The organism is Dyadobacter sp. UC 10 (assembly GCF_008369915.1).
Taxonomy (GTDB): Bacteria; Bacteroidota; Bacteroidia; order Cytophagales; family Spirosomataceae; genus Dyadobacter.
Window position 1 is genome coordinate 949,738 of the sequence record NZ_VSRN01000001.1, and the last position, 14,714, is coordinate 964,451.

16 protein-coding genes are annotated in these 14,714 nt (G+C 44.7%); 9 read left to right on the forward strand and 7 right to left on the reverse strand.

Features of this window, described 5'->3' with window-relative positions:
• Positions 1-39: 39 nt before the first annotated feature.
• Complete coding sequence (gene htpG, locus FXO21_RS03540) at positions 40-1,878, reverse strand: molecular chaperone HtpG (RefSeq protein ID WP_149638803.1); 1,839 nt, start codon at positions 1,876-1,878, stop codon at positions 40-42.
• A gap of 239 nt (positions 1,879-2,117) precedes the next feature.
• Here htpG and FXO21_RS03545 point away from each other — a divergent pair, with 239 nt between their 5' ends.
• Positions 2,118-2,669, forward strand: a complete 552-nt coding sequence (locus FXO21_RS03545; protein ID WP_149638804.1) for a hypothetical protein — start codon at positions 2,118-2,120, stop codon at positions 2,667-2,669.
• Between the two features lie 51 nt (positions 2,670-2,720).
• Here FXO21_RS03545 and FXO21_RS03550 read toward each other — a convergent pair whose 3' ends face one another.
• Complete coding sequence (locus tag FXO21_RS03550; protein WP_149638805.1) at positions 2,721-3,419, reverse strand: MCP four helix bundle domain-containing protein; 699 nt, start codon at positions 3,417-3,419, stop codon at positions 2,721-2,723.
• Between the two features lie 318 nt (positions 3,420-3,737).
• On the opposite strand from FXO21_RS03550, the gene FXO21_RS03555 reads away from it, so the two are divergent.
• A complete protein-coding gene (locus FXO21_RS03555; RefSeq protein WP_149638806.1) occupies positions 3,738-4,466 on the forward strand; it encodes a DUF6962 family protein in 729 nt (242 codons plus the stop codon).
• Positions 4,467-4,544: 78 nt separating this feature from the next.
• Here the strand turns inward: FXO21_RS03555 and FXO21_RS03560 are convergent, their stop codons facing one another.
• Positions 4,545-5,180 carry a peroxiredoxin gene (locus tag FXO21_RS03560; protein ID WP_149638807.1) on the reverse strand — a complete coding sequence of 212 codons (636 nt, stop codon included), beginning with the start codon at positions 5,178-5,180 and terminating at the stop codon, positions 4,545-4,547.
• A 232-nt stretch (positions 5,181-5,412) separates the two neighbouring features.
• On the opposite strand from FXO21_RS03560, the gene FXO21_RS03565 reads away from it, so the two are divergent.
• From FXO21_RS03565 to FXO21_RS03595, 7 genes are all read left to right on the forward strand, one after another.
• Positions 5,413-6,579 (forward strand): cysteine desulfurase family protein, encoded by a 1,167-nt coding sequence (locus FXO21_RS03565; protein WP_149638808.1) that lies wholly within the window; start codon positions 5,413-5,415, stop codon positions 6,577-6,579.
• A complete protein-coding gene (locus tag FXO21_RS03570) occupies positions 6,563-7,765 on the forward strand; it encodes an XdhC family protein (RefSeq protein WP_149638809.1) in 1,203 nt (400 codons plus the stop codon). Before FXO21_RS03565 ends, FXO21_RS03570 begins: the two co-directional genes overlap by 17 nt.
• Positions 7,765-8,367: a nucleotidyltransferase family protein gene (locus FXO21_RS03575; RefSeq protein ID WP_149638810.1), complete on the forward strand. Its 603-nt coding sequence runs from the start codon at positions 7,765-7,767 to the stop codon at positions 8,365-8,367. The genes FXO21_RS03570 and FXO21_RS03575 overlap by 1 nt, the downstream gene beginning before the upstream one ends.
• Before the next feature lie 117 nt (positions 8,368-8,484).
• On the forward strand, positions 8,485-9,321 hold the full coding sequence (locus FXO21_RS03580) for an ABC transporter ATP-binding protein (protein WP_149638811.1): 837 nt from the start codon (positions 8,485-8,487) through the stop codon (positions 9,319-9,321).
• A 21-nt stretch (positions 9,322-9,342) separates the two neighbouring features.
• Positions 9,343-10,155: a hypothetical protein gene (locus FXO21_RS03585; protein WP_149638812.1), complete on the forward strand. Its 813-nt coding sequence runs from the start codon at positions 9,343-9,345 to the stop codon at positions 10,153-10,155.
• An 11-nt stretch (positions 10,156-10,166) separates the two neighbouring features.
• Positions 10,167-10,547 carry a GntR family transcriptional regulator gene (locus FXO21_RS03590; RefSeq protein ID WP_149638813.1) on the forward strand — a complete coding sequence of 127 codons (381 nt, stop codon included), beginning with the start codon at positions 10,167-10,169 and terminating at the stop codon, positions 10,545-10,547.
• 9 nt (positions 10,548-10,556) lie between these two features.
• Positions 10,557-11,234, forward strand: coding sequence for a hypothetical protein (locus FXO21_RS03595; protein WP_149638814.1), 678 nt, complete (start codon positions 10,557-10,559; stop codon positions 11,232-11,234).
• Between the two features lie 57 nt (positions 11,235-11,291).
• On the opposite strand, the gene FXO21_RS03600 is transcribed toward FXO21_RS03595, so the two are convergent.
• The 4 genes from FXO21_RS03600 to zwf form a co-directional block, all read right to left on the reverse strand.
• Positions 11,292-12,125 (reverse strand): prohibitin family protein, encoded by an 834-nt coding sequence (locus tag FXO21_RS03600; protein WP_149638815.1) that lies wholly within the window; start codon positions 12,123-12,125, stop codon positions 11,292-11,294.
• A 4-nt stretch (positions 12,126-12,129) separates the two neighbouring features.
• Entirely contained in the window at positions 12,130-12,306 is a 177-nt protein-coding gene (locus FXO21_RS28690; protein WP_192579161.1) for a hypothetical protein, read from the reverse strand.
• Positions 12,307-12,465: 159 nt separating this feature from the next.
• The gene (gene pgl / locus FXO21_RS03605) at positions 12,466-13,191 is read right to left on the reverse strand and encodes a 6-phosphogluconolactonase (RefSeq protein ID WP_149638816.1); all 726 of its coding nucleotides are present in this window, start codon (positions 13,189-13,191) and stop codon (positions 12,466-12,468) included.
• Between the two features lie 2 nt (positions 13,192-13,193).
• A complete protein-coding gene (gene zwf, locus FXO21_RS03610; protein WP_149638817.1) occupies positions 13,194-14,702 on the reverse strand; it encodes a glucose-6-phosphate dehydrogenase in 1,509 nt (502 codons plus the stop codon).
• Positions 14,703-14,714 lie beyond the last annotated feature (12 nt).

A 14,714-nucleotide genomic window follows, 5' to 3' on the forward strand; every position in this document is an offset into this window, starting at 1 on the left:
CCCGCTTGAAGCGGGTTTTTTCAGTTATAAGATATCCGATCACAACGTGGTAACCGTACGTTGAATGAACTGTGTAAGATCATTTCCAGATAACAATCCTTGCGACAGCAAAGCGAGATCATAAACCTGCTTGGCAAGCGATTTCTGAGCCGCTTCATCTTCCGATGATAAAATGCGGCCAATTACCGGGTGGTTCGAATTTAGCGAAACAGTGTACATCAAAGGCATATCTCCAAACATCGACCGTTGTCCCGAAGATGCCTGCATATCCGTCATCCGGCGCATAAATTCAGGGAAAGTAATCACAACCGGCAATTCGTCCACCGGCATGGCTTCGACCTGTACATGAGCACTTTTGCTGCCTGCTACTTCCTCGAAAATCTTTTTTACCTTCTCCTGATCGTCGGCTGACAACATGCTTTCCAGCTGCACATCTTTTTCCACCAACTTATCAAGCGTATCCGCATCAACCCGCTTAATGTTGATTTTTTCAAGCTTTTGTTCCAATGCATTGATAAAATGTGAGTCGATCACCGTTGAAAGCAACAGTACATCGTAGCTCCGCTTTTTAGCCGACTGAATGAATGCATCCTGCTTTTTCTCGTCTGTCGTATAAAGCCAGACCTGAGTTTCATTTTTGTCGGTTTGGTTATCTCCCACCTGGGCGCGGTACTCTTCGAAGGTGAAAAATTTCCCGTCGGTGTTTTTCAGCAAACAGAAATCTTTCGCCTTGTCATAAAACTTATCATCGCTGATGATACCGTATTTAACAAACAAACCGATATCATCAAATTTCTTCTCGAAGCCTTCACGATCGTTTTTAAATATCTCCGAAAGCTTATCCCCAACCTTTCTCGTAATGTAACCGTTGATCTTCTTCACGTTACCGTCGGCTTGCAAATAGCTTCTCGACACGTTCAAAGGAATGTCCGGTGAATCGATCACACCATGCAGAAGTTGAAGAAAATCAGGTACTATATCTTTTACTTCATCCGTAATAAAAACCTGGCGGCTGTAAAGCTGTATCTTCTCACGCTGTCCCTGAAAATCATTCCTGAGCTTAGGGAAATACAATACACCGGTTAGATTGAAAGGATAATCCACATTCAAATGGATCCAGAAAAGCGGGTCTTCACTGAACGGATAAAGTTCTTTGTAAAATGCCAGATAGTCCTCGTCTTTCAGGTCAGCAGGACTTTTTGTCCAGATCGGATTGGGATTGTTGATCGTTTTCTCTTCAAATTCAATCGCTATCGGCAGGAATTTACCATATTTTTCGAGAATCCCCCGCAATCTGTGCTCATCCAGGAATTCTTCCGAATCAGCAGCGATGTGGAGGATAATGTCAGATCCGCGTGTTTCTTTTTCAGCCGGAGAAAGCTCGAACTCTGTCGAACCGTCGCACTGCCAGCGGACTGCCTCGGCGCCTTCATTATATGATTTGGTAAAGATTTCAACATTTTCGGCAACCATATAGGCCGAGTAAAAGCCCAAACCGAAATGGCCGATAATACCTTTGTCCCCTTTTCCGTCTTCCCCTTTGTCTTTGTATTTTTCAACAAATTCGGTGGCACCTGAGAAAGCGATCTGATTGATGTATTTCTTAATCTCGTCGGCCGTCATACCGATCCCATTATCACTAATGGTAATCGTTTTGGCCTCCTTATCCAGTTTCACAACGACTTTCAGCTCACCCAATTCGCCATTGAACTCACCATAGGAGGCCAATTTTTTGATTTTCTGAGAAGCGTCGACGGCATTGGAAACCAACTCTCTTAAAAAGATTTCGTGGTCCGAATAAAGGAATTTCTTAATAATCGGAAAGATATTCTCGGTGTGGATGCTAAGATTCCCTTTTTCCTGAATCACTGATTCCATAGTCAATTTTTTGGTTTTCTATTTTTTGAATTGTTTTTTCTGCTGTTGCAATACCCGAATCAAATATGCGTTCCAAATACAACTAAATTCGCACTGGCTGACACATTGTCAGTTTGCGAAAGTGAGAGGAGCCTTTAACTAACCGGTTGGTATGTGAGTGGCTTTTTTCTTAATATTGCGATCAGTAAACAACCCAGCTAGAATCTCAAACCGGTTCCATACGAACACCAATTTCAAACATGAATCTTATTAAGAAAGCATTTGCGGGTGCATTTTTCCTTTGCACAGTTTCGGCCTGTACCACCATGAATTCGGTACCTCTGTCCAATTACACCGTTTTTACAGAGGACTTGCGACGCGACCTTGAAGCTGCCAATATTTCGCTGGATAAGGTGCAGTTCTTTAATGACAAAGCGATTAATATCAGAAGAGAAGTTTCCGATCCAAATGACATTAAGGTTAATCCGGAGGGCCAGATTACAATGAGCAACGGAAAAAGCATTCAGACAATCAATGTGTTACCATTTACTCCCGGGGTTTCACTCGGTTCTGATTCCGGGTCGATCCATGTTTCCTGGGACGACACGCAGCAAGACAAGAAGGGAATGAAATTTAACCTGAGCGGACAGAACTATTTTCTGGACGTACTGCCTAACAACAAATTCGATTATAAAGAGCGGACTTTTGATCTCCAAAGTGGAAACGGAGCACGCCTTTTTGTAAAGAAAGACCTTTTGAAACAGGTAAAAAATTCGAGGGAAACATTGAAAGGACGGAAAGTAGGTCAATAAATGACAGTAGTGTCAACAAAAAAGCCAGCGACGCTGGCTTTTTTGTTGACATCAGTTGAGGTTGAAATACTGACTTTTATCTTTCAATGCGGGTTTATCGATGACCCGCGAGTCGTAGATCAATACCAGGATCATTAAGCCGATAATCACGGCCAGGCCTATTTGCAGGGAAGTAATCACCCCAAAACTTGCCATATTGCTTTTCGATTCCTTCATCAGGTCCTTTCCTACATCCGACTGAATATTCGTCAGTTCGTTGAGGCTTGAAATTGCCTCCCAGAATTTAGACCCTCCATTTTGAGCGAAGACCTGCTTCCCCGTTTCCAGGTTGCCAGACGCGCATTGTTTTAAAATTTCCTCTTCCAAATGCGTATATCGTGCGTTCTGCTCTTTGAAAGCCGACAAACTTTTTTCTTCCTTCGCAACCAGGTATGTCTTTTCAAAAATGCGAAGAAGCGAATCAATGCTCTTGTCGTAGGATTTCAGCTGCTCGGCGATCGGACGGGCGTCCTTTGCATCGCTGTTAAACAGGTGATTTTCCAGCGTAAGCCGCTTTCCGTACAGATTTTCGGTGATATATAGTATGGTAGTCGCCGGAACAAGCCTGTCATTGTAAATAGACGCGGACGATTGATCGATCCCCTCTACATTTCGTTGTGAAAGCAGTGTTCCAAGTATTACGACTAACATAATTCCCCCAAGCAAAACCATCGCCCTCAACTTTCTCTGGATAACAAAAGACCATTTCATCTCATCAGGGTTAACATGCTTCTTTAATAAAAACAATATAGTAAAAATGCTAAAATATCCCGTCAAAATAACGCAATTAACAGGCGGATTCATATAGCCCTCCCCCTAAAACAAAAAATCCGGCGACAGGGTTGCAATGTTCTGATTTTACTGGCTGTCCATATCCCGAACATTAAGCTTACAGGCACATTTGTGCTGGTATAGTTTTGTTAAAGCAGACTTTCAAGATGAATTTATTATCCATTTGTAGCTTACTTTGGCAAATGAATCTGATTAAACCCTATTCACTCCATTCCGCGAACAAACGCTCTTCTATACATGAATGATGTTGTAATTGATTTTAGCAAAGTCCACCAGATACAAGTATTCGGTATTACAATCCTCGAACCTTCGACTGTGCTGTCCAGCCTTGCAATGACCGCCATCTGCATTTATGCATTTTTTCATCTCAACAAATTGGGCCGGGCACACAGAATGTACAAACAAATCCAATACTTTTTCCTGTTTATGGCGATAGCTACTGCTATTGGCGGGGTTTTGGGGCACGGCTTCCTGTATATGACGGGACAAAGGGGAAAAATCCCGGGCTGGTTTGCCAGTATGATCGCCGTCGCGCTGTTTGAAAGAGCGGCTATCTGGCATATTAAACCCTTGTTACACAAGCGGAACGGGCTTATCCTGGGCTGGCTTAATTACGTTGAACTGACCGTATTCTTTGTGCTGACTTTCATCACGCTCAATTTTGTGGTTGTTGAAATTCATGCATTCTACGGCCTATTCCTGATGCTGTTCCTGATCGAGATTTATGTTTATAAAAAGAAGAAAGATCCCGGAAGCGTAAATATTTTTATTGCTACATTCCTGGGCGCTGTGGCAGCTGGGTTGCATGCACTGAAATTCAGTCTCGGGCCCTGGTTTAACTATAACGATATCAGCCACATCGCAATGGCTGCATCAATATGGTACTACTACAAAGGAGCCCGCCATATGACTTATTATGGAGAAGAAATGATCGTTCCCGAGGAAGTTACCGAAGAAGAAAACTAAGTATTCTTAAATATAGTCTACCAACAACAAAGAGAGGACGCTGCGATGGCAACGTCCTCTCTTTGTTGTAAAAAGCTATTATTTATTCGGCTGAGGCGTGTAGCGCAGGTAAGGCTTCACGATATTCAAACCTTTGGTAAATTTTTTCTGCGCATCTTCTGTACTCACCGCGGGTACCACAATTACATCGTCGCCGTCTTTCCAGTCGGCAGGAGTAGCAACCGAGTAATTGGCTGTCAGTTGCAGCGAGTCAACAACGCGAAGGATTTCATTGAAATTACGGCCTGTCGACGCTGGATAAGTCAGCGTCAGCTTGACTTTCTTATCGGGTCCGATCACAAATACCGAGCGAACAGTTGCTTTCTCGCTTGCATTAGGATGGATCATATCGTACAACTGCGCTACCTTCCTGCCTTCATCGGCGATGATCGGAAAGTTGACTTCAGTATCATTTACTTCGTTGATATCCGGTATCCAGCGGTTGTGCGAATCAAGATCGTCCACGCTTACTGCCAGTACTTTTACATTTCTTTTCTCGAATTCACCTTTCAGAAGAGCTGTTTTACCAAGCTCTGTTGTACAAACAGGTGTAAAATCAGCCGGGTGTGAAAAAAGCAGTCCCCAGCTTTCGCCTAACCATTCATGGAAGTTAATTGGTCCTTGTGTAGTGTTTGCCTCAAAATCTGGGGCAATATCTCCAAGTCGAAGTGACATAAAAATTGAGTTTAAGTGGATACTATATATTAATCTACTAAAATTATAGAGTTTAACACAAAATTAGATAATTAGTTTCATTAAAGGCTATATGTTTAAGCAATTCAATCTGCGTTTTTACTGTCCGTTTCAGCTGTTGATCCAAATTCTCCCGAAGTGCCTGATAGGTAAATGGGACGGTTTTTTGTTTAATTTGGTTATCAGGAAAATCTAATACCTCACATTAAAATATATGTCTCTCAGGCTACCCGTGTATCTGGACAACAATGCTACAACTCCGATGGACCCACGGGTTTTGGAAGAAATGCTCCCTTATTTTATTGAAAAGTTCGGAAATGCAGCCAGCAGAACGCATTCTTACGGGTGGGAAGCCGAGGAAGCCGTGGATATCGCGCGTGAACAGATTGCTTCACTGATAGGTGCTCATCCGAATGAAATTGTATTTACATCGGGCGCCACAGAAGCAGTTAACCTGGCTATAAAAGGTGTGCTGGAAAACGATCCGAGGCATCAAAAGCACGTAATCACGGTCTGTACCGAACACAAGGCAGTGCTCGACTCGTGCAAACATGTAGAAAACGGGCAAGCCACGGTCACCTATCTTCCTGTCAGGAACGATGGTACAATTGAGCTGCAAAATGTAGAAAATGCAATCACCGAAGAGACGATTCTTATTTCCGTGATGTACGCAAATAATGAAACAGGTGTAATTTATCCGATCCGTGAGATCGCTTCCATTGCAAGAAGACATAACATTTTGTTCATGACCGATGCTACCCAGGCGGTTGGAAAAATCCCGGTAAATGTGCAGGATGAAGGAATCGACCTGCTTACTTTGAGTGCACATAAGTTGTATGGGCCCAAAGGCATCGGCGCACTATTTGTCCGAAAGAAAAGCCCGGCTGTGCATTTGACGGCACAAATCGACGGAGGCGGCCATGAACGGAATATGCGCAGCGGCACGTTGAACGTACCGGGCATTGCCGGATTTGGAAAGGCGTGCGAACTGTGTATGGAAGAAATGGAAAGCGAATCGGAGCGACTTCGGAAAATCAGGGACATATTTGAGTCAGCTTTAATGGAATTGGAAGGTGTCAGCGTTAATGGCAATATGGGATTGCGGCTGCCACATACTACCAATATTGCATTTCAGGGCATAGACGGGGAAAAACTGATTTTCGAAGCGGGCAATGATATCGCTTTTTCGCGAAGCTCAGCCTGTACGTCCGCAACACTCGAACCAAGTTATGTATTGAAAGCAATGGGAATGTCGGACGAAGCAATTCACACATCTTTCCGGTTCAGTTTCGGCCGGTTTTCAACGGAAGAACACGCTTTGCACAGTGTTAAAGTGTTATCGAGAATTGTAAATGCACATCGCAGTGAAAGAGTTTTTTGAAATAACCAAAGCATATCAGCAGGCAATAGCGGACGGCAAAAGAATGGCCCTGGCAACAGTCGTGCACGTAGAAGGCTCCTCATACCGGCGGCCAGGCGCGCGCATGCTGGTAACCGACGACGGACAGCTGACTGGCGCGATCAGTGGCGGCTGCCTGGAAGGTGACGCACTACGCAAGGCTTTGCTGGCCATTTCCCAGCAAAAAAACAAACTGGTAACCTACGACACCACCGATGAGAGTGATACGACGCTGGGCGTTCAGCTGGGTTGCAATGGAATCGTGCACATTCTTTTCGAACCTATCGATGCCGCACAGCCTGACAATCCGGTTGAGTTGCTGAAAAAGGTTTTACTTAAACGGCAGAATGCGGTAGTCATAACCTTGTTTTCCTTGCTTTCAAGAACGGAAAAACAGCCGGGCACCTGCTTCTTACACTTACAGCATGATAACATTGTGGTAAACAAATGCCATGATCTTTTCAATAGTGCCGCATTGCTCGAGGAATCGACGGTAGCTTACCAGCTCAGTGATTCATTCTTTAAAGTTTTCGGTGCCGACAAACGAAAGCTGACCGGTTTTATCGAATACTTCAATACCCCGCCTTCGCTGGTTATCGCCGGTGCGGGAAACGATACCATTCCATTGGTAGAGATGGCCGCCATTCTTGGCTGGGAAGTAACAGTTGTCGACGGCAGGGTCAGCCATGCTACGAAGGCGCGTTTTCCCAAAGCAACAAATGTGATCGTCACCAAAGCCGAAGAGGTAGTTAACCACGTTCAAATCGACAACAGAACCTTTTTTCTGTTGATGACCCACAATTACAATTACGATCTTGCACTTTTGAAGGGCCTTATTTTGAAGGACCAATTCCGCTACATAGGCGCACTAGGCCCGAAAAAGAAACTGGAAAGAATGTATGGCGAACTCTCAGCGGAAGGCATTGTTATCACGGATTCGCATAAATCAAAAATTTACGGTCCTGTGGGAATGGATATTGGCGCTGAAACCTCAGAGGAAATAGCATTGTCGGTTCTCGCCGAAATCAAGGCTGTTTTGAATGATAAGTCGGGAAAATCTTTGAGAGAAAAAACGGAACCTATCCACAATCGCGCCAGAAAGCCGGTTGAATATTCGAGAGACGAAAAAGAAGAATTTCTCTGTGCGGTCCAAACAGTTATATCTTAATGGAAACGCGCCAATCCAGTATCGGGATCATTATCCTGGCTGCCGGCAATTCTTCCCGCCTTGGCGAGCCCAAACAATTGTTGTTATTTCAACACAAAACCCTGCTTAGGCATATTGCGGAAATTGCGGTGGAGATTGCAGATCAAAAAGTGATCGTGGTGACAGGTTCCTCGGCCGCTTTGATAGAAAATGAAGTAAGCAAACTTCCCTGCCAAACTGTATTCAATGGGCATTGGCTGGATGGAATGGCTTCGTCCATTGTAAAAGGAATTACTGCATTAAACGAAAGTTATCCCGATATCTCAGGCTGCATTATCGCAGTCAGCGACCAGCCATTTGTTACTGCTGAAATATTTCAAAATCTTATCGCAGAAGCAAATACAGGCACAGCGATCGCAGCCTCTTCTTATGGAGATACCCTCGGCACGCCCGTATTCTTTTCAAAATCTTACTTTGACCAGCTGCTCCAACTCAAAGGCAGCGAAGGCGCTAAAAAGCTGATCCTCGCTCACCAGTCTAATGTTCGAACAGTACCTTTTCCCCTGGGCACTGTCGATATCGACACGCAGGAAGATTACAAGAACCTACTGAAAGACAGCTGATTCCACCCGATCCCCTACATTCCAAAAAATAAATTTCCACAGATATGTTGGAATATTGGATCACGTCTTTACATTTACAGTGTACTATTTAACTAGAACACTAAAACAATAAAGAATATGATCCACCTTGACCGTGTGTCTTTTGGTTATAGTAAACAAAAAATGCTTTTTGAAAACCTGAGCATGGAGCTCCTGCCCGGGCACATTTATGGCTTGCTCGGCAAAAACGGGGCAGGTAAATCAAGTCTGCTGCGCAACATGGTTGGCTTGCTTTTTCCTTTGGATGGTAAGATCAAAGTAGCCGGACATGAGCCACGGAAACGGCTTCCAGCGTTCTTACAGGATGTTTTTTTTATTCCGGAGGAAATTTATCTGCCTTCTGTGACCATTGATAAATACCTGCAGATGCTCGCGCCATTTTATCCGAAATTCGATGAGCACCAGTTTCGCGAACACATTTCAGAAATGGACCTGCCCAAAAGCAACAAGCTTACCGGCATGTCTTTTGGCCAGAAGAAAAAGTTTCTGATCGCATTTGCGTTAGCGACAAATACCCGCGTACTGATCATGGACGAACCTACCAACGGACTGGATATTCCTTCTAAAAGCCAGTTCCGGAAACTTGTTTCCTGTGGTTTGAACAAAGACCGCCTGATCCTGATTTCTACACACCAGGTTCGCGACCTTGACAATCTGATCGATTCCATTATCATTCTCGAAGACAGCAGGATACTGCTGAAACACAGCCTGGACGTGGTTACGGAGCGGCTTTGTTTTGGCACACTTTCCAATGTTGCCTACGACGACCGGGTGATTTATTCGGAACCTTCCATACGTGGGTACAAAGCAGTTTTTGAAAATTCCGAGCAGGAAGAAAGTCGGGTAGATCTGGAACAACTGTTCAATGCGGTGATGGAAAATCCGGACCGCATTCAGAAAATATTCAACTATTAGCCATGAAAACATTTTAACAAAATGAATCAGACATTTGACCTTCACCGTTTTGTGCTCACGGTCCAACTTGAAATAGCTGAAAAAGGCAGAAACTACCTTTTTGTTGCTGCGCTTTTGCTCGTTTTGCTGCTATTGCTCATGCTACCTGTTGGACTTTCCACTGAATACAGCAATATCAAAGAGTTAATGCACATCCTTGCGCTTTTTATGATCGTACTTTTTGGTTCAAGCCTGTACAGCAGCTCTGCATTTAGTCAGTACGGCTCGCCTTCCACCGGTATTGCCGCGATTATGGTACCGGCATCGGCAACCGAGAAGTTTTTGTCTTCGCTGCTATTAAACCTTCTGTTTATAATCCCGTTCGCGTTCCTTTTTTACAAACTGCATTTGGGAACAGTGGAATATGCCAATGCGAAGCTACCAGCAGGTTCCCACAAATTTCATACAATCCCGGATATGCCGCTGAGATATTCGTTGCTTTATTATTTTATAATAAATGGCGCTGCCTTCCTTGGCTCCATGTATTTCCAAAAATCCTCTTACGTAAAAACTGCGTCGACCCTTATTTCTTTCTTCCTGGTCACCGGCATTATTCATATTTCGCTGGCTAACTATTTCACCGGTAATCCTGCCAAAGTTGTCAGTTTTCCGATCACTGGCTGGCAGGTTTGGAATCACGGGGATGTGAGCAGGAAAGGAGCTGCTATGGCAGCGACGTATTTCACCGTAGACTTTCCTCCTACCCTGTTTATACTCATCCAATGCTTCCCCTTGTTCATTGTTCTTGTACTCTGGATTGCCTCTTTTCTCAGGCTGCGTGAAAAGGAAATTTAAACGACTATTACATGGAATTTAAAGATAAACAGGCCATATACCTGCAAATAGCCGATTACCTGTGTGAGCATATCCTGCTAGGCAAGTGGCCGCCCGGCGAGCGTATTCCTTCCGTCCGGGACCTGGCGGGTATGCTGGAAGTGAATCCGAATACTGTCATGCGTACCTATGATTTTCTCCAGAACAAAGAGATTATTTATAACAAAAGGGGCATCGGATATTCAGCGGACGAAAATGCACTTTCCAAAATTCTCAGTTACCGGAAAGAACGCTTTCTAGAAATTGAAATGCCCGAGGTATTTCGCACACTTCACATCCTGAATATCAGTATGGAAGAGCTCGGCGTGCGATACGATAAATTCATTGCTGAAAACTTTCCCGCCATCAAATAGAAGTCGATTATGAAACCAAGCAATATATTACTGACTGCCTTACTCGCCCTGATCCTGATCGTGACGGTGGGTGCGAACTTTATTTTGAAGGCTGAATATGACAAACTTGATAAGAAAGACCCGCTTGCCGGACACCGGAGAGAGGCTTTGCCCGCTTTTAACCACATTAGATTGGAAGGAAAAGCCTTCGGCGTCACACAGATTCAGCCCGGAAAAACGCACGAATTGCGAATTATGCCGGATGCAAGATACCTGAGCTGGAAAATGTCGGCCGATACCATTGTATTTACCTATCACCGCGATTGGCCAAAAGACGATATCCCGGCAGAATATGTGTTACGTGGCATACCTTCATTTTATATTATATCCCCAAAATTGGCCGGACTTGAAGTGCACGATGTGATTTGTAAAGTCGTTAACTGGAATTCGGACGAATTATCAGTTGATCTGACGGATGGTGCGATCCTGTTTTCAGGAAATGAACTCCGGAATTTAAAACTGAATGGGAAAGGAACCAGCTGGACTAAGATTGACGAAAGAAATACGTTGGGAGAAGTCTCTGCCGAGGTGAAGCAAACCAGCACATTTTCCATTGAAAAAGATGTTATAGGTTCCTTTAAGATGAAACTGGACAGCTCTGCGCATATCAACTTACCCGGCAGCCTGATCCAAAAATCTATTCTTTAAAAAAATAAGCATCCATTTCGCGGGTTGAATTCCAGGAAATGGATGCTTGATGCAATGTTATTTTATCCCCAGCATTAGACTGGCGGCGCCACCTGCATTGGTGGTGGGCAATACGCCGTTCCATTTTGCCACCCATTCCTGCTGTATCAACAATGGTGTCAGCGTTTTCTGACGGAGCTGGTTGGCTTCCGCTTCTGCTCTTGCTTTGATCAATGTAGCCTTTGCCTGACCTTCGGCGCGCGCGATAATCACTTTTGCTTCCGCTTCCGCCTGTTTCGCCATATTTTCGGCCTTTAATCTTGCCTGGATTGAAGTGTTCTTTTCATCGATCATTTGTCTCAATGAAGGTGGCGGCGTAATGGCCGAAGTCAGCTGGTCATAAATGAAACCGTCCTTTCCCAGTGTTTTGGTTAAAACATTCTGAACCCGGTCTTCAAATACTTCCCGATTTGACATCACACTATCCGACGTAAACGAGTTGGCAACGATCCGGTAAGCATCATAAATGGTATTCTTCATAAATCCCTGCTGAATTTCGCCTAACGGTCGTCTGTATTGGCGGTAGATCTGCGGGACTTTGTCCGGGTTAATATGATAATTGAGTTTCGGGTCAACCTTAAACTCCGCGGCATCTTTGGTTGTGATTACAAATGAATCATAATCTACACTCTGGGTGTAAGTTGGAAATTCAATGATCTTCGTTGTCCAGGCATTGTACCATACACGGCCGGTTACCAGCGTAATATTATCCACTCCTTTGTCAGTACCGTACAAATTGATCCGAATACCCACATTTCCTGCATCTATATTCTCAAAAGTGAAGGGCTGTACGGTGATAACGATCGTTAAAAGTATAAAGCCTACCAGACCGATAATAATGTTTCTCCTCATTTGATTATAGTTTAGATTTGAATAGTTCGAACAGCTGGTCAAGTTCTCTCAGCAGCAGGTACATCGAAAGCAGGATAATCCCCAAACCGCTGAAAACCAGCAAGTCATTTTGGGCATTCACAAGGCGCAGAGAATACGTGATCACAATGATCGCAGCGAGTAATTTAAGGAAGTGTTGCATAACTGAATGAGGTTTGTTGAGATAAATGTAACATGAGCGTATGCAAACGCTCAACTATTTTTATCCAATGGTTTCCTGACATTTTAAACGCGCCAATTTATCACACAAAAAAAGCGCCCCGGATTGCGGGACGCTTAGGTATTGTTTATCAAATGTGAATTATTTCGTCAGCAAGGCGGCTGCGGCCTCGTCTATAAACCAATGAAGCTGGCCTTTCAACGGCTGGATGATCTGGGAAGGATACTTGTCGACATTTAGCTCACCCTCCAATACATGTTTCAATGTTTCTGCTTTCCCGTTTCCTACTGCTAAAAAAGCCACACAAGCCGACTGGTTCACTACCGGCGCTGTGAGCGTGATCCGGTACATATCCTGCGCAGGCAGGAAAAAAGAAGTGGCCCATCGATCCTGCTCGTGCACTACTTCGGTGCCGGGAAACAGCGACAGTGTATGCCCGTCGTCACCCATGCCCAGCAACACGAAATCGAAGGTCTGCTCTTGTCCGTCGAATTGCTTCCTCAGAATACGGTCATATTCCTCTGCTGCATCCTGAGGATCAATATCTGTGCGCATTACAAAGATATTATCCTGATTCACAGGCACTTTATCGAGCAATTCATCGTAACACATTTTCGCATTGTTTCTCGAATCTTCAAAAGGAACCGCGCGCTCGTCGCCCCAGAAGAAAATCACATCCTCCCAGGGAATTGACTCCCGGTAGGGCGATTCAGCGAGCAGGGAATACAGCTGCTTAGGTGTGCTGCCGCCTGACAACACAAATGTAAACTGTCCTTTCTTAGCAACTACTTCCTGAATATAATCCGCCAGCCAGGCCGCGAGGTTTTCGCTGAGTTGCCTGGCATCTTTTTCAATGTGTATTTCCATAATTAAGGCGCCGGCGGCAAGTTAATCCAGGTGTGCCCGTCACGAGCGATCAATGCATCCGCTTCGTCGGGACCCCAGGAATCTGGTGCATAGTTAGGAAAATCCTGCGGCTTTCTTGATTCCCAGGTTTCCAATATCGGCATGATTACTTTCCAGGCAGCATCCACCTGATCGTTACGCATGAAAAGCGTAGCATCGCCCTCCATTACATCCAAAAGCAACGTTTCATAAGCTTCCGGCGCATGTTCACCGGCTACTGCATCGTAATCGAAGGTCATATCGACCGGATCGAGCGTCATCGTTTGCCCTGGTCGCTTGGCCTGGAACCGGATACTGATATCCATATTAGGCTGAATACTGATCGTCAGACGGTTAGAGCGCCATGTTTCGGCAGCTTCTTTCGGAAACGCATAATGCGGGGCTGGCTTGAACTGCAGCGTAATGTGGGTGGCTTTCTGATTAAGGTATTTCCCGGTCCTGACATAGAAAGGAACTCCCTGCCAGCGCCAGTTATCGATGTAAAACTTTGCAGCAGCAAAAGTATCAATGCTGGATTGCGGGTCTACACCCTGTTCCTCCCGGTAACCCACTACTTTCGCACCTTTTTTCCAACCTCCTGAATACTGTCCACGCACAGCAAAATCATGAACCTGATCCTTCGAAATCCTGCGGATCGCATTCAGTACATCTACCTTTTTATTGCGAATTTCATTGGCATCGAAAGAAACCGGCGGCTCCATAGCGATCATACAGAGTATTTGCAGGATGTGGTTTTGTACCATATCCCTCAATGCACCTGCATTCTCGAAATATCCTCCCCGCCCTTCGAGGCCTACACTTTCAGCGGCAGTAATCTGAATATGATCGATGTAATTGCGGTTCCAGATCGGCTCGAATATTTCGTTTGCAAAACGTAGCGCAAGAATATTCTGAACGGTTTCTTTGCCCAGATAATGATCGATCCGAAATATCTGCTCTTCTGCAAACATTTCAGAAAGCAGGATATTCAGCTTGTGCGCACTTTCCAGATCGTGTCCGAAAGGCTTTTCAACCACAATGCGCGTTGTACTTTTATCAGAGCAGATTTTCAATGCGCCCAACTTTTGAGCAATTGAAGGTACCAGCTGAGGAGCCACTGCCAGATAAAATATGACGTTGGGGTGTACGCCCCATTCTTCCTCTTTTTGTTTGACGAGATCAGTGATCTTGTGGTATGCTGCCGCATCATCACCATCCATCTGGAGATAGGATACATGCTGGGTAAATTCAGCCCAGTGACCATTTTGCTTGCCTCTTCTCCTTGAGAATTTTGTTACACCATCCAGTAAATGCTCGTGGTAAGCATCGTTTGTATACGGACTTCTTCCGATCCCGGCAATGGCAAACTGGTCGGGCATCCAATCATCTAAAAATAAATTGTAGAGTGCCGGAGTTAACTTCCTGTAATTCAAGTCCCCGCTTCCGCCAAATATAAAAAGGACTGAGGCAGGAGGACGTTTATTGCTTTGCATAAAACTTCTGAT